At 68.0% G+C, this 17,692-nt stretch carries 20 protein-coding genes; 13 read left to right on the top strand and 7 right to left on the bottom strand.

Features of this window, described 5'->3' with window-relative positions:
• The first annotated feature begins 76 nt into the window (after positions 1 to 76).
• Positions 77 to 769, top strand: a complete 693-nt coding sequence (locus V1318_RS02155; RefSeq protein ID WP_332937313.1) for a response regulator transcription factor — start codon at positions 77 to 79, stop codon at positions 767 to 769.
• Positions 766 to 2,778: a PAS domain S-box protein gene (locus V1318_RS02150; protein ID WP_332937312.1), complete on the top strand. Its 2,013-nt coding sequence runs from the start codon at positions 766 to 768 to the stop codon at positions 2,776 to 2,778. Before V1318_RS02155 ends, V1318_RS02150 begins: the two co-directional genes overlap by 4 nt.
• 4 nt (positions 2,779 to 2,782) lie before the next feature.
• On the opposite strand, the gene V1318_RS02145 is transcribed toward V1318_RS02150, so the two are convergent.
• Entirely contained in the window at positions 2,783 to 3,505 is a 723-nt protein-coding gene (locus tag V1318_RS02145; RefSeq protein WP_332937310.1) for a helix-turn-helix domain-containing protein, read from the bottom strand.
• 217 nt (positions 3,506 to 3,722) lie between these two features.
• Here V1318_RS02145 and V1318_RS02140 point away from each other — a divergent pair, with 217 nt between their 5' ends.
• Positions 3,723 to 4,625: a hypothetical protein gene (locus V1318_RS02140; RefSeq protein ID WP_332937307.1), complete on the top strand. Its 903-nt coding sequence runs from the start codon at positions 3,723 to 3,725 to the stop codon at positions 4,623 to 4,625.
• Positions 4,626 to 4,753: 128 nt separating this feature from the next.
• Here V1318_RS02140 and V1318_RS02135 read toward each other — a convergent pair whose 3' ends face one another.
• Positions 4,754 to 5,107, bottom strand: a complete 354-nt coding sequence (locus tag V1318_RS02135) for a hypothetical protein (protein ID WP_332937305.1) — start codon at positions 5,105 to 5,107, stop codon at positions 4,754 to 4,756.
• A gap of 1 nt (position 5,108) precedes the next feature.
• Positions 5,109 to 5,942: a universal stress protein gene (locus V1318_RS02130; protein WP_332937304.1), complete on the bottom strand. Its 834-nt coding sequence runs from the start codon at positions 5,940 to 5,942 to the stop codon at positions 5,109 to 5,111.
• Between the two features lie 192 nt (positions 5,943 to 6,134).
• Here V1318_RS02130 and V1318_RS02125 point away from each other — a divergent pair, with 192 nt between their 5' ends.
• From V1318_RS02125 to V1318_RS02095, 7 genes are read left to right on the top strand one after another with little or no spacing between them, the layout of a single operon-like run.
• Entirely contained in the window at positions 6,135 to 6,785 is a 651-nt protein-coding gene (locus V1318_RS02125) for a BON domain-containing protein (RefSeq protein WP_332937303.1), read from the top strand.
• A complete protein-coding gene (gene cydP / locus V1318_RS02120) occupies positions 6,782 to 6,988 on the top strand; it encodes a cytochrome oxidase putative small subunit CydP (protein WP_332937302.1) in 207 nt (68 codons plus the stop codon). Before V1318_RS02125 ends, cydP begins: the two co-directional genes overlap by 4 nt.
• A gap of 6 nt (positions 6,989 to 6,994) precedes the next feature.
• Positions 6,995 to 8,578, top strand: coding sequence for a cytochrome ubiquinol oxidase subunit I (locus V1318_RS02115; RefSeq protein ID WP_332937300.1), 1,584 nt, complete (start codon positions 6,995 to 6,997; stop codon positions 8,576 to 8,578).
• Positions 8,575 to 9,705 carry a cytochrome d ubiquinol oxidase subunit II gene (gene cydB / locus V1318_RS02110; RefSeq protein ID WP_332937299.1) on the top strand — a complete coding sequence of 377 codons (1,131 nt, stop codon included), beginning with the start codon at positions 8,575 to 8,577 and terminating at the stop codon, positions 9,703 to 9,705. The genes V1318_RS02115 and cydB overlap by 4 nt, the downstream gene beginning before the upstream one ends.
• Positions 9,705 to 9,830: a cytochrome bd-I oxidase subunit CydX gene (gene cydX / locus V1318_RS02105; RefSeq protein ID WP_332937298.1), complete on the top strand. Its 126-nt coding sequence runs from the start codon at positions 9,705 to 9,707 to the stop codon at positions 9,828 to 9,830. Before cydB ends, cydX begins: the two co-directional genes overlap by 1 nt.
• Entirely contained in the window at positions 9,830 to 10,084 is a 255-nt protein-coding gene (locus V1318_RS02100) for a cyd operon YbgE family protein (RefSeq protein ID WP_332937297.1), read from the top strand. The genes cydX and V1318_RS02100 overlap by 1 nt, the downstream gene beginning before the upstream one ends.
• Before the next feature lie 48 nt (positions 10,085 to 10,132).
• Positions 10,133 to 10,597 (top strand): universal stress protein, encoded by a 465-nt coding sequence (locus tag V1318_RS02095; protein WP_332937296.1) that lies wholly within the window; start codon positions 10,133 to 10,135, stop codon positions 10,595 to 10,597.
• 446 nt (positions 10,598 to 11,043) lie between these two features.
• On the opposite strand, the gene V1318_RS02090 is transcribed toward V1318_RS02095, so the two are convergent.
• The gene (locus V1318_RS02090) at positions 11,044 to 11,286 is read right to left on the bottom strand and encodes a DUF6868 family protein (RefSeq protein WP_332937294.1); all 243 of its coding nucleotides are present in this window, start codon (positions 11,284 to 11,286) and stop codon (positions 11,044 to 11,046) included.
• A gap of 9 nt (positions 11,287 to 11,295) precedes the next feature.
• The gene (locus tag V1318_RS02085; RefSeq protein WP_332937292.1) at positions 11,296 to 11,847 is read right to left on the bottom strand and encodes a GNAT family N-acetyltransferase; all 552 of its coding nucleotides are present in this window, start codon (positions 11,845 to 11,847) and stop codon (positions 11,296 to 11,298) included.
• A gap of 379 nt (positions 11,848 to 12,226) precedes the next feature.
• Here V1318_RS02085 and V1318_RS02080 point away from each other — a divergent pair, with 379 nt between their 5' ends.
• Genes V1318_RS02080 through lnt form a run of 3 tightly spaced genes read left to right on the top strand, consistent with a single transcriptional unit; the run spans position 12,227 to position 16,504 of the window.
• Positions 12,227 to 13,315 carry a hypothetical protein gene (locus tag V1318_RS02080; protein ID WP_332937290.1) on the top strand — a complete coding sequence of 363 codons (1,089 nt, stop codon included), beginning with the start codon at positions 12,227 to 12,229 and terminating at the stop codon, positions 13,313 to 13,315.
• A gap of 27 nt (positions 13,316 to 13,342) precedes the next feature.
• Positions 13,343 to 14,017 carry a hypothetical protein gene (locus tag V1318_RS02075; protein WP_332937288.1) on the top strand — a complete coding sequence of 225 codons (675 nt, stop codon included), beginning with the start codon at positions 13,343 to 13,345 and terminating at the stop codon, positions 14,015 to 14,017.
• Between the two features lie 24 nt (positions 14,018 to 14,041).
• Positions 14,042 to 16,504: an apolipoprotein N-acyltransferase gene (lnt, locus tag V1318_RS02070; protein ID WP_332937286.1), complete on the top strand. Its 2,463-nt coding sequence runs from the start codon at positions 14,042 to 14,044 to the stop codon at positions 16,502 to 16,504.
• 93 nt (positions 16,505 to 16,597) lie between these two features.
• Here lnt and V1318_RS02065 read toward each other — a convergent pair whose 3' ends face one another.
• Both V1318_RS02065 and V1318_RS02060 read right to left on the bottom strand, forming a co-directional pair.
• A complete protein-coding gene (locus tag V1318_RS02065) occupies positions 16,598 to 17,008 on the bottom strand; it encodes an SRPBCC family protein (RefSeq protein ID WP_332937284.1) in 411 nt (136 codons plus the stop codon).
• Between the two features lie 455 nt (positions 17,009 to 17,463).
• Complete coding sequence (locus V1318_RS02060) at positions 17,464 to 17,667, bottom strand: hypothetical protein (protein WP_332937282.1); 204 nt, start codon at positions 17,665 to 17,667, stop codon at positions 17,464 to 17,466.
• Between the last annotated feature and the right edge of the window lie 25 nt (positions 17,668 to 17,692).

The following is a 17,692-nucleotide window of genomic DNA, read 5'->3' as shown; positions in this document are numbered from 1 at the left end:
TTCGAGTGCAGCGACGGCCATGCCACCCCAAGCCATCGACGCGACGTCCTCGACGGGTTCAGCACCGCGATTACTGGTGATCGACGACGACGCCGAAATCGTCGCGCTGCTGTCGCGCTATTTCGGCGCGAACGGTTACCGGGTGATCGCGGCGTCCAGCGCCGCGCAAGCCCGCGAACTGATCGCCTCGCAAGCGCCGGACCTCGTCCTGCTGGACCTTGGGCTGCCGGACGAGGACGGTCTGTTGCTGTTGCGCCACCTGCAAGCGCAATGGCGCGGGCCGGTCATCGTGGTCAGCGGGCGTGGAGAAGCGGTGGAGCGCATCGTCGGCCTGGAACTGGGCGCCGACGACTACGTGGCCAAACCCTTCGATTTGCGCGAGCTGTTGGCGCGGGCCAGATCCGTCATGCGCCGCGCGCCGGCGCCCGCGTCGGCGCCCGCGCCCGCGGCGAAGGGTTGGGTGTTCGAGGGTTTCCAGCTCGATGTGCCGTCGCGACGGCTGATCGACGTCGCCGGCGAAGAAGTGCCGCTGACCACCGGCGAGTTCGAACTGCTCAAGGCGTTGCTGGAACATCCGCACCAGGTTCTCAGCCGCGATCGCTTGATGACCAGCGTGCATGGCCGCGAAGCCGGTCCGTTCGACCGCACCATCGATGTCGCCATAGGCCGGCTGCGGCGGAAGATCGAGCGCAACCCGGCCGAACCGAAGCTGATCAAATCGGTCCGGGGCGCGGGCTACCTGTTCGCGGCGCAGGTGCGCAGCGCATGAGCGAGGAAAGCCTGTTCCCGGGGCTGTTCGAAGCCGTTCCGGACGCGCTGGTCGTGGTCGACCGCAGCGGCCGGATCGTCCAGGCCAATCGGCAAGCCGAGCGCCTGTTCGGCTATCCGCACCACGGCCTGAATCAAGTCGCGATCGAGCAGCTCATTCCCGAATCGGCCCGCGAGCGTCATCGGGAGCATCGCGCCCACTATATGGACCGCCCCCACATCCGGCCGATGGGCGTGACCGGGCAAAGCCTGATCGGCCAACGGCTGGACGGGCGGCAGTTTCCGGTCGAGATCGCCTTGAGCCCGCTCGAGGACGACCAGGGCCTGCGCTATCTGGCCTCGGTGCGCGACATCTCCGAATCGCAGCGCGCGCGCCAGGCCCTGGTGCGCGCGCGATACGACGCGTTGGCCGCGAGGATCGGCCAACTCGCGCTGGAAGCCCAGGACGAGTCGGGCGTGGTCGATCACGTGCCCGCGCTGCTTGCGGGCGCGCTGGATGCGCCGGTGGTCGCGATCGTGTTCGTGTCCAGCGATCGGCAGACCGTGGAAACCCGGGCCTCGACCGGCCTGGACGCCATGACCGCGGGTTCGCGATCGCCGATACGGATCGACGAAGCGGCGCTGTTGGAGCGAATAGAGGCGGGCGAGACCTTGGTCGCGGACGACCTGGAGCGCGATCCCGGCGGCGGCCGCTTCCCCGTCCATGCGCCGCTGTCGGGTAGCGGGGTGCTGCTGCCGCTGTCGGATCGCGGCCGGCCGATGGGTGCGTTGCTGGTGGTGTCGTCGAAGTCGCGGCACTTCGATCACGACGCCTTGCACCTGTTGCAATCCGTGGCCAATCTGATCGCGGCCTTCGTTCAGCGGCGCAGGACCGAAGAGCAGCTGGCCCATTCCCAGCGCCTGGACGCGATCGGCCAACTGACCGGCGGTATCGCTCACGATTTCAACAACCTGCTGACCGTCATGTCCGGCAGTCTGCAGTTGCTGGAAATGGAGTGCGAAGACAGGGCGGAGGCCAGCGAGCTCATCGCCAGCGCCCTGCGTTCGGTGGGCCGCGGCGCCGAGCTCACCGGCAAGCTGCTGGCGTTCGCGCGCCGGCAGCGCCTGCTGCCGCGTGCGGTCGACGCACCGGCCATGCTGCGGGACGTGGAGTCGATGCTCAAGCGCACTCTCGGCGAAAGCGTCCGTCTGCAGGTGCTGTTCGACGAAGATCTGCCGCCGGCCTATGTCGATCCGACCCAACTGGACGCGGCGCTGGTCAACCTGGCGCTCAACGCCCGCGATGCGATGCCTCACGGCGGCGAGATCACCATCGAGGCTCGCGCGCATCGGGTGGAAGCCCCGTCGAGCTCCGGCGACCTGGCCGCGGGCCGCTATGTCGGCATCAGCGTCACGGACACCGGCCGCGGCATGGCCCCCGAGACGCTGGCTCGGGCGATGGAGCCGTTTTACACGACGAAGGAAGCCGGACGCGGCAGCGGATTGGGCCTGAGCATGGTGTACGGCTTCGCCAAGCAGAGCGGCGGTCACCTGCGTATCGACAGCACCCTGGGGTACGGCACACGGGTCGAACTGTTCCTGCCCGCGGCGCAAGCGGCCGCCGCCGCACCGGCGCCGGCCGACGCAGGGCGGCCGACGGGCAAGGGCGAGACCGTGCTCGTCGTAGAGGACGATGAGGCCGTGTGCGACATCGCCGTCGCGTTCCTGCGCGCTTCGGGCTATAGGGTGATCTCGGTCGGCTCGGCCGAAGCGGCCTTGTTGCGATTGTCGGCGGGCGAACCCATCGCCTTGCTGTTCAGCGACGTCATGCTCGGCGCGGGGATGAACGGCAAGGAGTTGGCGATGGCCGTGCGGCGCATGCGGCCGGATATGCCGGTGCTGCTGACCTCGGGATACGAGACGGACGTCGCCGGCCCGGCCGATGCGACGGCCGCCTTCGAGCTGTTGCGCAAGCCCTATCGGCGCGAGGAACTGGACGCGGCGGTGGAGCGCGCCTTGTCCGGCGGCTAGCGTTTCAATGACAGGCAGCGCTTCCATTCAGGACGCTGCGCAGGCCTTCGCGGTCCTGAAGGCGGATCTCGCGGCCGGACACGGCGATCAATCCGCGCGTCTGCAGGCGCGACAGCACTCGCGTCACCGTTTCCAGGGTCAGGGAGAGGAAGTTCCCGAGCTCGGCACGCGTCATGCGCAACTGCAGGCGGCTGGGGCTGAAACCCAGCCGTTCCAGGCGCGATGCCAGATCGAACAGGAACGTGATCACGCGCTGATCCGCGCCGAGCGTGCCCAAGACCAGCATCCAGTTCCAATCGCGGCGGATTTCGCCGGCCAATTGGGCGGTGATCCGTTCCTGGAACTGCGGCAACTGGTCGCGCAGTTGCGCGTACGGAAGTTCCCAGACCTCGCCGGTATCCAGGGCGATGGCATCGCAGGCATAGGCCGGAACGTCCAGGGAGTCCAGGCCCAGCAGGTCGCCGCGCATCCGGAAACCGGTGATTTTTTCCCGGCCGTCCTCGCTGATCAAGGCGGTCTTGAAGAAACCGGAGTGGACCAGATACAGGGCATGCCGCGATTGGCCGGCGCGGAACACGTGCTGCTTGGCGTGCACGCAGCGGCGCTGCAGCGGCCAGGTCTGCAACAGCTGTTCGAGGCTCCGTGCCTGGCTGGCATACGGCGGCGGGAACACGCATTCGCTGGTGGCTGCGGTCAGGTCCGAGGCGGAGAGGCGGTCGAGCAACATGGCGGCGTTCCAGCGACTAGGTGAGTTCGAGCCTAGAGGCATCGGCCGGCCGGATGATGCTATGGCGGTAACCGCCGGTAACGGTTTGTAACGAGCGGCTGGGATGGGGAGGCGGGGTGGGCCGCGGACCTGGCCTTGATCCGCGTCAACACGGGCCGGGGCGGCAGCGGACACAGTGGCATGGACGCAAGGCGGCAGCTGCCGCGAGGAATCCACCTTGAGCCGTGCAACGCGCTTCAGCGACCCGCGATCCGTCGATCTGTGGGACACCTGCTTTCGCTGGCGGAGCCCCGGCCGCTTGCACGATCGTACGGTCGACGAGACCTGGCAACGGGTCGCGGCGGCACTGACCGCGTCGGAAGGGGAGGAGCGCTTGTACTGGCGCAGCCGATACGCCTTCTCGTTCGGGCAATGGCAAGTACTTCCGGACCCCCGCCTGCTGCGATACGCGGGAACCGACATGCCCGTGCCGCCGATGCACGACCCCGTCGCGGTGGTGAATGCGGGTGTATTCGTGATCGATCCGTGGACCCGCGCGGCGCGCTTCGATCATCAGCGTTTCAGCGCGGCGGCCGCCGTCGCGGTAAGGATGCTGGACGACGCCGTCATGAGGTTCGGGCCGGACGACGCCTTGCCCATGCGCCTCGGGGTGGGGCTGATCGGCCTGGGCGATGCCTTGAACGGCCTCGGCTTGGCGTATGGGTCCCCGCGTTCGCCCGTCGTTGCCCAGACGATCGCGCAGAGCCTGGCCATGGGCTGCCTGCAGGGGTCGCTACACTTGGCCGACGAACGCGGGAACGGACCGCAGCAAGCCGAGTTCGGTTTGTCCGACCTGTGGAAGCACCGGGCGCTGCCCGGCGCGATGGCCGAGGCGGTGCTGCGCAATCATCGGCACGCCTGCCTGACGCGCATCGAGCGGCAACCCGAGCTGGTGTGCCTGGCGAACGGGGCGAGCGACGCGCTGGAGCCCGCCACCGGTTCGGCCCCGTCGCCGGTCAGCCCGCATTCGCTTTGCTTGGAGGCGGCCAGGCGCATGATCCGCAATGCGGTGCAGCCCTGGGTGGACAGCTTGTTGGAAACCTCCAACGCGCCTTGCGCGATGGTCCAGGGCGGAGCCTGAACGGATGGCCGGCCGGTAACCGCCCGCACTCCCAGCGCGCTTCTAGCTCTCGGATCGCCGACCCCAGTGGTTGCCGCGGTACGCGCGGGCGCCGATCGCGGGCAAGGGCGCTGGCCGCATGCGGCGGCCTAGGCGGTCCGTGCGCCGGCGATCTCGGTTCGGCACCGCCGCAAGGCGTCCAGGAACTCGTCGTAACGGCCGAAGAACCGTTGCCAAGCGCCCGCCAGGTCGTCGCAGCGGCCGGGCTCGAGTTCAGCGTAAGCCGCCTCCAGGTCGCGCAAACGCATTTCCAGGCTGCGCACGATCTCATGCATCAGCGCTTGCTGCGATCGCGAAGCCGACCCTTCGCCGGGACTCGGCTGGCGGCGCAGGGACTGGACGCCGGTGGCGGCACGGGCGAGCGCGCAGCGTGCGTGACCCCTCACGCGCATGGGATCGCGCATCAGGGGATGGCCCTGCGGATAGACGACATGGCCGGTCATGTCAGTGTCCGAAGAAGAGGGGAATGTCGGCACCGATCAGCAGTTCCCTGGTGACGCCGCCCAGCACCCATTCGCGCAGTCGGGAATGGCCGTAGCCGCCCGCGATCAACGCCTGCGAACGGACTTCGCCGGCGCACCGCAGGATCGCCGCGGCCACCGTCAGCCCTTGCCGTGGACGCACGACACGGTGAGCGTCGATTCCATGGCGGCCGAGGTGCCGCACGATGCGCTGCCCCGATGCTTCCACTTCCGGCGCGGATTCCTCGCCGATCGTCAGGACGTCCACGCGTTCGGCATTGCGCAGCAAAGGCAGCGCATCGTGTATGGCGCGGCTGGCCTCCTGCGTCGGCTGCCATGCGATGGTGAAACGCGCCAAGGCAGTGGGCGCCCAGCGCGGCGGGACCACGATCACCGGCCGTCCCGATTCGAGCAGCAGACTCACGAAGTAGGCGTGCGGTACGACGGATTCGGCAGTGTCGCCGATCGCGCCGGCGACGACGGTCAGGTCCGCGTCGTAGGCCTGCCTCGCCGCGACTCGCGGAGCCTCCGAATACAGGGCTTCGATCAGCTTGGCTTCCGACGACACGGGCTCGGCGGAGAGCCGGGATTGCAGGCGAGCCAAGTTCGCCGCGCCGTGCTCGCGCAGGCTGGCATGCGCGGCGTAGGTGGCCGCGTCGGGCATCATTCCCCACGGCTGCAGCATCGGCATCGGCAGGTCGACTATTTCCAGGGCCGACAGATGCGCCCCATGCGATTTCGCAAGCGCCATCGCCAGGGCCAGGGCGTCGGCATCGGCGCTGGTCCCGGTCATCGGAATCATCAGATCTTTGTACATGGGCTCTCTCCCGGGCCGGACTCGGCCGATGCGTTTCATTCCAGGCGCGCGAGCGCCGCCGGACACTGATCTGCGTCAAACACGGGTCGGGTCGGGATGACCTGGTCCTCCGCAAGCGCGCCGATTGATCTGGATCAAGACGGGGGCGGAGGACGGCTGAGGTAATGGCGGCGGTTCCCGATGGACTAGGCCATGAACAGCGAGCGTCTGCGCAAACACGTACTGGAAGAACTGGCTTTCGACCCGCGTATCGACGCTTCCGGCATCGGCGTCGCCGTCGACGAGCGCATCGTCAAGTTGACGGGGCACGTCCACAGCCTCGCCGACAAGATCGCCGCGGCCGAAGCGGTGGAACGCGTCAAGGGCGTGCGCGGCGCGGTGATCGATATCGAGGTCCGTTGTCCGCCCGATTCGTCGGTCACGGACGAGGTTATCGCCAAGCGCGCGACCGAAGTCCTGGCCTGGAACGCGTCGTTGCCGGCCGGATCCGTGATGGTCAGCGTCGAACGGGGTTGCCTGACCCTGACCGGTACCGTCGACTGGCAGTTCCAGCGCAGCGGGATAGAGAGCGACCTGCGCCGTCTGGCCGGGGTGATCGACATCGACAACCGGATCGCGATCCGGAAGATCACCCGGAAGCAGGATGTCAAACGTTCGATCAAGGACGCTTTGCAGCGTCGCGCCGATGTGCAGGCCTCGAACATCCGGGTGGGCGTGGACGAGTCGGGGCAGGTGACCCTGAAAGGAAAGGTCGAGGACTGGCAATCGCGCAACGCGGTGGAGGACGCCGCCTGGCTGGTCGCCGGCGTGAGGGCGGTCGAGAACCGGGTGCGCATACGGTGAGCCGCCGGCCCGCACCGGGCGGCCGCGACGCCGGCGCGGAAACGCCGGCCGAGTTTCTCCGCTCGCTGCGCCGGCGCGTCGTCATCGCCATCGCCGCCAAGCTCGCGCTCATCGCCGCGCTGTACCTGATCTTCTTCTCTCCGCCGCACAGGCCGCGCATCGACGATGCGCAGGTCGATCGGTTTCTACTGCCTCCCAGGTGAGTCGCCATGCCCGATTTGCACGTCGTGGATCTATCGAGACTTCAGTTCGCGCTGACCGCGCTGTATCACTTCCTGTTCGTCCCGCTGACGATAGGCCTGGCCGTGATGATGGCGATCATGGAAAGCGTGTACGTCATGACCGGGCGGGTCGTCTGGAAGCAGACGACGCGGTTCTGGGGCGTGCTGTTCGGAATCAACTTCGCCATGGGCGTGGCCACCGGCATCACCATGGAGTTCCAGTTCGGCACCAATTGGGCCTACTACTCCCACTACGTAGGGGACATCTTCGGCGCGCCCTTGGCCATCGAGGGGCTGATGGCGTTCTTCCTGGAAAGCACCTTCGTGGGGCTGTTCTTCTTCGGCTGGGAACGATTGAGCAGGCTCCAGCACTTGACGGTCACGTGGCTGACGGCCATCGGCGCCAATCTGTCGGCATTGTGGATATTGATCGCCAACGGATGGATGCAGAACCCGGTCGGGGCGGAATTCAACTTCCAGACCATGCGCATGGAGATCACCGACTTCGCCGCGGTGGTGTTCAATCCCGTTGCGCAGTCGAAATTCGTGCATACCGTGAGCGCCGGGTATGTGACAGGCGCCATGTTCGTGCTTTCGATCAGCGCCTGGTACCTGCTGCGCGGGCGCAACATCGAGGTGGCGCGACGCTCGTTGGTGGTGGCGGCCAGCTTCGGTCTGGCCTCGGCCCTGTCGGTGGCGGTGCTGGGCGACGAGAGCGGCTACACCGCTTCTGAGAACCAGAAAATGAAGGTGGCCGCGATCGAGGCGGAGTGGCGGACCCATCCGGCTCCGGCCTCGTTCACCCTGGTCGGCCTGCCGGATATGGAGCGCCGCGAGACCTCGCACGCCGTGCGCATCCCGTGGGCGCTGGGCCTGGTGGCCACGCGGTCGCTGGACAAGGAGGTGGCCGGGATCCACGAACTGGTGGAGGAGAACCGCGGGCGCATTCGCCGCGGCATCGCCGCGCACGCGGCCTTGCGCGAACTGCGCGCCGATCGCGACGACCCCGACAAGGCCGCGGCCTTTCTCGCGCTGCGTGAGGATCTGGGCTTCGGGCTTTTGACGCTGCGCTATGTCAGCGACCCCTCGCTGGCCGACGAGGCCGTCATAGACAAGGCGGCATGGAGCACGGTGCCCAATGTGCCCGTGCTGTTCTGGTCGTTCCGGATCATGGTGGGCCTGGGGTGCTACTTCATCGTGCTGTTCGGCTGGGCGTTCTATCTGGCCACGCGCGGGCGCTTGCAACGGCCCTGGTTCCTGCGCATCGCGCTGTGGAGCCTGCCGCTGCCCTGGATCGCATCCGAGCTGGGCTGGATCGTGGCCGAGTACGGGCGGCAGCCCTGGGCCATCGACGGGGTTCTGCCGACCTTTCTGGGGGTGTCGTCGACCAGTTCCGGCCAGGTGCTGGCCAGCCTGATCGGCTTCGTTGTGCTCTACACCGGGCTGGCGGTGATCGACGTGACGCTGATGCTGCGCGCGATCCGCTCCGGGCCGGACCGGCTGGGGTTCTGGCCTTCGACGAAATCCCCCTCTGCCGCATACGAAGCATCCGAAGCGAGGCTGGACCGATGATCGACTATTCGCTGTTGCGCATGATCTGGTGGGTGCTGCTGGGCGTGCTCCTGATCGGCTTCGCTCTGACCGACGGCTACGACCTGGGCCTGGGCGCGATCCTGCGGCTGATCGGCCGCGACGACGTCGAGCGGCGTATGGCGATCGAGTCGATCGAGCCCAACTGGGAGGGCAACCAGGTTTGGTTCATTCTCGGCGGCGGCGCCGTGTTCGCGGCCTGGCCCTTGCTGTATTCCGCCTCGTTCTCCTCGTTCTATTTCGCCATGTTCCTGCTGTTGGTGGCGCTGATCCTGAGGCCCGTGGGCTTCGCCTTCCGTAACCGCCTGCCGCACGCGAACTGGCGTGGCGCCTGGGACTGGGCATTGACGATCGCCGGCGCCGTGCCGGCGCTGGTCTTCGGCGTGGCGTTCGGTAACCTGCTGCTCGGCGTTCCGTTCCATTTCACGCCGGAGCTTCTTCCCGTTTACGACGGCAGCTTCATCGGGCTGTTCAAGCCCTTCGCGTTGCTCGCCGGCGTCGTCAGCCTTTCCATGCTGGTGATGCACGGGGCGTCGTTCGCGGCCATGCGCGTGGAGGACCCCGTGGGCCAACGCGCCAAGCGCATCGCCCGCATCGCCGCCGCCGTCACGGCCGCCGCGTTCGTCGCGGCGGGCGTCTGGCTGAGGTCCATTCCGGCTCCGGCGATCGTCTCCGGCGTGCATGCGGACGGCTCCTCCGACCCGTTGACGAAGCATGTACTGATGATCGAAGGAGGGTGGTTCGCCAACTATGCCCTCACGCCGTGGATGATCGCGGTGCCGGTGGCCGTCATCGTGCTGTTGATCGCCGTCGCGACCGTCCGCTCGCGCGGGCTCGCCTTCCTGGCGAGCGGCGGTGCCGTCGCGGGCATCGTGCTGACCGCGGGCCTGGCGATGTTTCCCTTCCTGATGCCGTCGTCCACCCATCCTGGTCATGGTTTGACGATCTGGGACGCCTCCTCGAGCAAGCGCACCCTCGGCATCATGCTGGTCGCCACGGCGATATTCCTGCCCCTGATCCTGGCCTACACGGGCTGGGCCTTCCGGGTCATGCGCGGCACGGTGACGCGCGCCCACGTGGAGTCGCAAGACTCCGAAGGAGGTTACTGATGTGGTACTTCGCCTGGGTCCTGGGATTGGCGCTGGCTTGCAGCTTCGGCGTGCTCAACGCCATGTGGTACGAACTGCGCAGCGATGAGGAAAACGACAGGCGCGAGGTTCTGGAGGACGCGTGATGGCCCGTGTCGTTTCGCTGCTGATGGCCTCGGGCCTGAGCCTGGCCCTGTTGTTCCTGCCGGCCATGCGTGGCGGCGAGATGACGCCGGCGGGGCATGGCTTGCTGTCGCCGTTGATGCTCGCCATTTGCGCCGGCTTCGTTCACGCCGTGGGCTATCGGCCGCTGCGGCCGTGGCTGCGCGTCGCGCTGCATCCGGTCCTGCTGTGGCCGGCGATGCTGGGCTTGGCCCTGGCCTGGGCACGCTGCTTCTGAGCGCGTCCGGATTGATCTCGGTCAAGGCCCCGCGGAGGCGCCGGGGCGATGCTGTCGGCCAAAGGACGCCCCTGCGTCGAGGAGAAGAAGATGCGTATCTTGATTGCGATCGACGGCAGCGATGCGGCCCTGCGTGCCGTTCGTCACGCGATACGGCTGGCCGGCGACCTGAAGACTCCGGCGGAGCTGCATCTGCTGTATGCCGACGAGCCGCTGCTGCGCAGCGTCGCCATGAGCCTGGGCCTGGAAGGGACGAAGCGCTACCACGCCGAGAACGGAAAGGCGGCCACGCAGAAGGCCAGGGCCCTGCTCAAGCGGGCCAAGGTGGGCTTCGAGGAACATGTGCTGGTGGGAGATCCGGCGCCCACCATTTTGAAGTTCGTGAAGGCCAACCGCTGCGACCTGATCGTGATGGGGTCGCATGGGCGATCGGCCCTGAAGAGCCTGTTCCTGGGCTCGGTGACCAGCAAGGTGCTGGGCAGCGCGCAGATTCCGCTCACGATCGTGCGATGAACAAGGCCCGGGTTCCGTCCTGCGGCGGAACTCGGTCGGCGGACCGTATTTCGAGCGGATCCGCGTCAACGACCAAGGAGCATGGATCATGAAGCGGCTCGTTCTCGCCACGGCGGCCCTGCTGCTCAGCGGCTGCATGTCACAGATACTCTTGGACGGGCAGCCGGCCGGTACGCCCCATATCGCCGGCGATGCGGTACCCGCGCGGGTTCGTGCAGCCCCCAGCGAGGCGTGTCCGGACCAGGAGTCCAGGCCCCCGCGGCCGCCGCAGTGCGGTAACAAGCAATAGCCGCTGCGCACCAGGCCCGCGCGACCGGCGGCCGCCGGTCGTCGGCCGCGTAGAACCCGATTGATCGGTCTGTCGGGGCTTTACGTCGGATCACGCCCGCATGCGCGAACGGCCGGGCGGGCCGTTGCCGCCGAAGAGCCCGCATCGGCGGGCGAGGCTATCGGATAAGGGCCAGGACGAGATAGGGGACGATCAGGAACATCCAGATCGCGATCTTGTACAGCCCGAAGATCAGGTAGGCGGTGGCGTCGAACGCCGACGGCGACAGCGCGAACCAGCGTCCGTGCAGCCGCTGTATCGGTTCGCGGAACGCCGCGTATGCCGCGAAGCCCAACAGCAGAAGCCTGTAATTGAGCGCGGCGCACCACAGCAGGAAGGGCGACCAAAAGCTCGCGTCCATGGCCTTGGCTCACAGATTCAGTTCGTGTATGACCTGGCTGGCATCGTTCGGGTCGGATCTGGTGCGGAATCCCAGGTCGCCGGCGAGGGCGCGCATCCGCCCATTCTCGGCCGAGTCGATCGAATACATCGATCGAATGCCGCGGTCCCGCGCGACCTGCATCAGATGATCCATCAACATCGTTCCCAGTCCCTTGTTCTGCCATTCGTCGGTGACGGCCACCGCGCACTCGCAGCTGGAACCGCCCTGGCCGCTGCCGTAGCGGCTGACGCCGACGATCCGGCGATCGTCGCCGACGGTTTCGGCGACCAGCGCGTAGTCGTGCACGTAGTCGATGTCCGTCAGTTTGCGGACGAACTCCTCGCTGGGGCGGCGGGTCTGGCCGAGGAAGCGAAAGCGCCGGGCCTGGTCCGACAACCCCTCGATGAACGCGCGCTCGGCGGTCGCGTCCTGCGGAGAGATGGCCCGAATGGTCAACCGGCTGCCATCGCGCAAGGTTTCCGACCAGAGCGCGCCGCCAGCGGCGGTTGCGGACGGGGAAGATTGGGATTCGGGGTTCATCGCATGCTCCGGCGTTTGGCTTCCTCCGCAGGCTAGGACGCTTGCAGCGGCCGTCCTTGACCCAGATCAACCCAGGCGCACGCGGCCGACCGACGCGATGGAGCGGATGCTCGGCGGCCGGTGGAGCGGCCGCAGCCGCCTGCTTGTCGTATGCGAAAACGTGACGCTGCCCGCCATCGCTGTTGCAGCGCACATTGCGCGCCTATCGACCATACGCTAGCGTCCGGGGGCGATGACAGGGGGAGGGATGCCCCGAAGTCCGGGCGTCCCCATCGTGGATCGGCTTGCTGAGGCGAGGTTGGCCGAAGCGGGTTTCGCGTTTTCTCATCGGGCGCCAGCCGGCGTCCGTGGCGCACACCATCTCGAAGGGGAATTAAGGATGAAGACTCTGTTCCGCAATAGAGCGGGGCGGTGGCTCTCGGCCGTGGCGCTGCTCGCGCTATCGGCCCCGGCCATGGCCAGCACCCTCAACCAGAACGTGTCGTGGACCATCGACCGGGCCGGGACCAGCGCCAAGTACCGCGTCGTCGCCTACGGCGATTCGATCTTCGCCGGCTATAACGGCTCGATCAGCAATGCGGCGCGCTACTCGGCGCCGACCGTGGACGCCGAGTACCTGTCGGCGCGCTGGAACGCCGACATCGAGAGCGTGCGCCGCGCCAAGTCCGGCGCCGTCGCCCGCGACGTCTACGAGAACAAGATCGTGGCCGAGCGCTCCTACATGCAGGCCGCGTCCACTCGCGTGGTGAGCTTCGAGATGTGCGGCAACGACGGCCTGCAGGCGCGGTCCAGCTTCAAGTCGCAGACCGGCACCTGCGATTACAGCGGGCTCGACGCGGCGGTCAACTCCTGCAAGACCTACGTGGCGGCGGCGATGGACTACATCAACGTCAACGCGCACGCCAACACCAGGCTCAAGGTGATTTCCAACCTGTACTACCCCGGCTACAACGCCGACAACGTGCAGAGCTCCTGCCGGGACGCCGGCACCGGCCAGACCGTGAACCTGCGCGACCGCTTCCTGCCCGCGATCGCCAAGATGAACTACTGGATGTGCGAATACGCCCGCCAGAAGGGCTTCAAGTGCGCGGACAGCTTCGCCCAGTACATGGGCGCGGACTACGACAGCAACGGCGACGGCCAGGTCGATGCCGACGCGCTGCGCTACGTATCCGGCGAAAGCGAGGCCAGCTACATCACCCGCACAGCGGTCACCTTGCGTGCGACCCTGCGCGACGCCAACACCAAGTTCGTCTCATCCTCCAGTTCGTTCGACTACATCCAGTCCGACGACACCCATCCGACCTACACCGGCGGCACGGTGTCGGCCGGTCTCTGGGGCGGCAGCACGGGCAGCGGTGCGCCGCGCTACTCGAGCTTCAGCAACGGCCGCAGCCCGATCTGGAATCAGTACGGCCATGAGCGCATGGGCTGGGCGCTGTCGGTCTATCAGCCGGCCACGCCCTGACCGACGAGCCTGGCGGAGTAAGCCACCGTGACCCCGCGTCGCCATCGGCATATCCCGTCGTCCCGTGCGGACGGCGAGGGTATGCGCGTGATTGCGAAGACGCGCGCCGCCCGCAGCAGGATGCTGCCGTGGGCGGTCTGCGCCGTCGTCGCGATCGCCGTGGCCTGTCTGTGGTGGCTGCGCATGCCCGAGCCGGCGCAAGCGGCGGCTAGCGGCATCGCACAGGCAAGCAAGCAGGGCGATACGGCGGCCGGCCCCTTGGATGGCCGGTCGTCGCCCGCGCGCCCCACATTGCAAGACGCCGCGCTGCAGGAACCGCAGGCCATGCCCAGCAAGGACCCCGACGATCTGGCCGCTTACTTCCAGCCCGGCGATCCGGAGCCGACCGGAGCGCAGGTGATCGAGGCCCTGCAGCAGGCCGGGGTGCGCACGGGATTGGGAGCATTCAATCCGCCCGGCACCAGTCCGCCGCTGCTCGGGCTGGCCGTACCGGAGGGTTACAAGCTGCCTGCGGGTTATGTCCGTCATCACCAGGTGACCGACGAAGGCGTCGCGATCGAGCCCATCCTGATGTTCGCGCCCGACTTCGTTTTGTACGACGCCCAGGGCCGGCCCATCGCGTTGCCGGCCGATCGGGTCGTGCCGCCCGAGCTCGCGCCGCCCGGTATGCCCTTGCGGCAGATCCGGATTCCCCCGCGCTAAGACCGCGACACGGAGTTTTTCGACTTGACCAAGGAACGGTTGTCCCCGTCCCGCTGGCGCAGCCTCGCCGGTATCCTCGCCACCGCCGCCTTGCTCGGCCTGTACGCCCGCGGCGGCCCCGCCTGGGGCTTGGGCTTCGTCGCGCTGGTGCCGTGGTTGCTGGTGCTGAACACCGACAGGACGGCGCGCGGCGTGCTGGCCAATGCCGCGCTGATGAGCATCGCCTTCATGGCGGCCGCGTTCCATTGGTTCGGTGCGGCGATCGGCGCCTACACCGGCGTGGGCGCGGCGACGGCGACGCTGGCATTGCTGGTGCTGGCGCCGTTGCTGCAACCGCAGTTCATCGCCTACGCGCTGGTGCGGCAATGGGCTGGGCGCCGCTATGGGCCATTGCTGCGCGCCCTGGCCGCGGCTTCGGCCTGGCTGGCCTGCGAGTGCTTGCTGCCCAAACTGCTGGGCGACACCCTGGGGCACGGCCTGCTCCCGTCCGCCGTGCTGCGCCAGGTCGCCGATCTCGGCGGCGCCGCGGGCATCACCTTGTTGCTGTTGCTGGTCAACGAAGCGCTGGCCCTGGCCGTCGAACAGCGCAAGCGCGGCGCGCGTGCGTTGTTTCGGCCGCTGCTGCTGGCCGCGGCCGTCGTCACGGCCATGGCCGGCTACGGCCTGGTCCGGCGCGCCGCTCTGCAGGCGCCGCCCGTCGACGACGCGCCGACGCTGCGCGTCGCCATGGTCCAGGCCAGCATCACCGACTACGAGCGGCTGCGCGAGGAAATGGGCGCCTACGCCGTGGTCCGGCACGTGCTCGACACGCACTACGCCCTGTCCTGGTCGGCGATCCGCGACCACGACGCGGACGTGCTGCTGTGGTCGGAAACCGTATACCCCACCACCTTCGGCCACCCACGCAGCGAGGACGGCGCGGCGCTGGATCGCGAGATCCAGGGCTTCGTAGACGCCGCGGGCGTGCCCCTGGTGTTCGGCACCTACGACCTCGACGCGGACGGCGAGTACAACGCGGCCGCCTTCCTCGAACCCGGCAAGGGCTTGTTGGGCACCTACCGCAAGACGCACCCGTTCCCGCTGACCGAATACGTGCCGAGGTGGCTGGACGGCCCTTGGCTGCGCCGCTGGCTGCCCTGGGCCGGCGGCTGGCGGCCGGGCGAGGGCGCGCGCGTGCTGCCCTTGCGCAGCGCGGACGGGCGCGAGGTCAACGTGCTGCCGTTGATCTGCCTTGACGACGTGCATACCGAGCTCGCCATCGACGGCGCGCGGCTGGGGGCGCAGGCCATCATCGGCATGTCCAACGACTCCTGGTTCACCGCTTATCCGGTCGGCGCGCGCCTGCATCTGGCGGTCGCGGCGTTTCGCAGCATCGAAACGCGGCTGCCGCAGGTGCGCGTCACCAGCAACGGACTCAGCGCGATCATCGACGACACCGGCGAGGTGCTCGCGAGCACCTCGATGGGCGACCAGGCCGTGCTGACGGCCTTCGTCAGCGCCCGCGATCCCGCGCCCACGCTGATGGTGCGCTGGGGCGATTGGGTGGGGCGCGCGGCCACGGCATTCCTGCTCGCCTTGGCCGTGCTGGCGGCATGGCAGGCATTGCGCCGCCGCGCGGGCGCCAGGCCGGAGGCGCTGCCGATCGAGCTGGTCGTGCTCACGCCGTTGTGGCGTGCGTTGACCGGCGCGTTGAGGCTGTGCGCGGGCCTGGGCCTGCTGTGGCTGGCGGTCGACATGCTGTTGCGCATGGGCCTGCAGGTCCAGTCCCTGTCGCAGCTTCGGTTGTTCGCCGGCGCCGTGGTGGCGCCGGCCGTCGCGGCCTGGGCGATCGAGCGGGCCTTCGTCGCCCAGGCCAGTGTCGAGGGAGCGCTGTTGGTGCTGGAGCAACGCCGGCAACGGATCGAGCTTCCGCTGGCGTCGATCGCCGCGCTGAGGCCCTGGCGGGTTCCGCTGCCGCACAGCGGCGTCGACCTGCGCCTGGCGGCCGGCCCCCTCTGGACGCGCAGCCTGGCGCTGACGCGTCCGCGGGCCTTGCAGCGCATGCTCGCCGCGACCGGCATGGCGATCGGCTGGGAAGGCGGCTTCGCGAACGCGCTGGCCGATCTGGCGCAGACGCGCGCGGACGCTCGCCGGCCGCGCCTGGATCACGCCGCGTTGAAGTTCGTCCTGTTCCCGTTGCTGCCGGCGCTGGTGGCGTTCCGTCTGCACCAGACGATCGCCTTCGGCGGCAGCTTCGGCGAGTACTACAGCTACGGGCTTGCGGCCTACCTGAGCGGATTGCTGATCTGGTGGGCGTCCTGGTCGATCGGCCTGATGCTGTTCGCCGCCGTGCTGCGGATCGCGATCGAGATCGTGGTCGCCGCGGCCGTCGCGCTGCGATCCGCGCATGCGGCCGCCGTGCGCAACGCCCTGGAATGGCTGGGCCGCCTGGCGTACTACGTCGGCGTTCCGGTTTGGTTGGCCTCGCGCCTGCTGTCCATGGGGTGAAAGACCTGCCCGTCGTGAGGGCAGGGCGGTGCGCGGCGTCGCAGGCGATGCGCCCGGGCCATGGGCCCAGGCGCATCCGTACCCGGCTTGGCCTCAGGCCTTGGCTTCGACGTAGCGGCCGAAGTTGTCGAGGATGGCCTGCCAACCTGCGCGCTGCAGCTCGGGCGGGTTCTCCGATTCCGCGTCGAAGGTGGATTTCACCAGCACGCCGTCGGCGCGCTCGACGAACTCGGACTGGACCTCGCGGCCGTCGCCCATCCGGTATTCGATTACCTGCTTGGGAACCACGCGGGTGTAGGTGCCTTCGAAGTCGAAGCCGAAGCTGCCGTCCTTGGCCTCCATGCGCGACAGGAACTTGCCGCCTTCGCGCAGATCGACGCTGCTGTGCGTGGTGTGCCAGTCCTCCTGTGCGGTGTTCCATTGCTTGATGTCTTCCGGGGTGTTCCATGCCTGCCAGACCTGGTCCAGGTCGGCGCGCACTACGGTCTCGATGGTGATCTTCATGGTCTGCTCCTGTGGGGCCCGGCATGGGCCTTCAATCATGGCGTCGAACGGGGAGGCGCCGGATCGACATGATCGCGAATTTTTTTGCGCGCGGCGCCCGGACGGGCGCAGGCGAGGGGACGGGCCGATCGAGTCGGTGCGGCATCGCCTTGCGACGATTCGGCCGCACACGATCTCCGGACCGCGAGGGACTCTGCGCCGATCGAGCCGAATCGCCCGGCGCCTGCTGGCCCGCGCCGCGTCGTGGCTTCCACCGCGGACGAAGCCAGCGGGGCAGGGCGCCGACCAGCCGCGACGCTCGCGCAGATCGGGCGGCAGAGCGTGGCCGAGACCGAATGGATCGCTGACGGCGTGGCTTACTTACGCTTCAATCAGACGGCCAGGGCCATAACCCAATCCCATAAACGGACATCGACCAGCGCTTTCGATGGTGCTGAATCTGCTTTTTTCCTGCGCTAGCGGACGTGTGCAGTCGACCTTGCCCCCACTTTTTCTGTCACCTGCCACTGGGCTCCATCGCGGGCAATCAAGCCCTTCGCTTCGAGGCTGCGCATCGTGCCGTCGGTCAGCGCATTCTGCTCCCACTTGAACAGCGGTCGCCGCTGCATCAGCAGATGTAATGCGGCCCGTTCAATCGGAGAGAGCGAAAGTCTATGCATGGCGCTTGGCCTCGTAGATCGGCTC

The organism is Lysobacter sp. CCNWLW3, from assembly GCF_036697405.1.
GTDB lineage: Bacteria > Pseudomonadota > Gammaproteobacteria > Xanthomonadales > Xanthomonadaceae > Lysobacter.
This window is presented reverse-complemented; position numbering and strand designations above follow the sequence as displayed.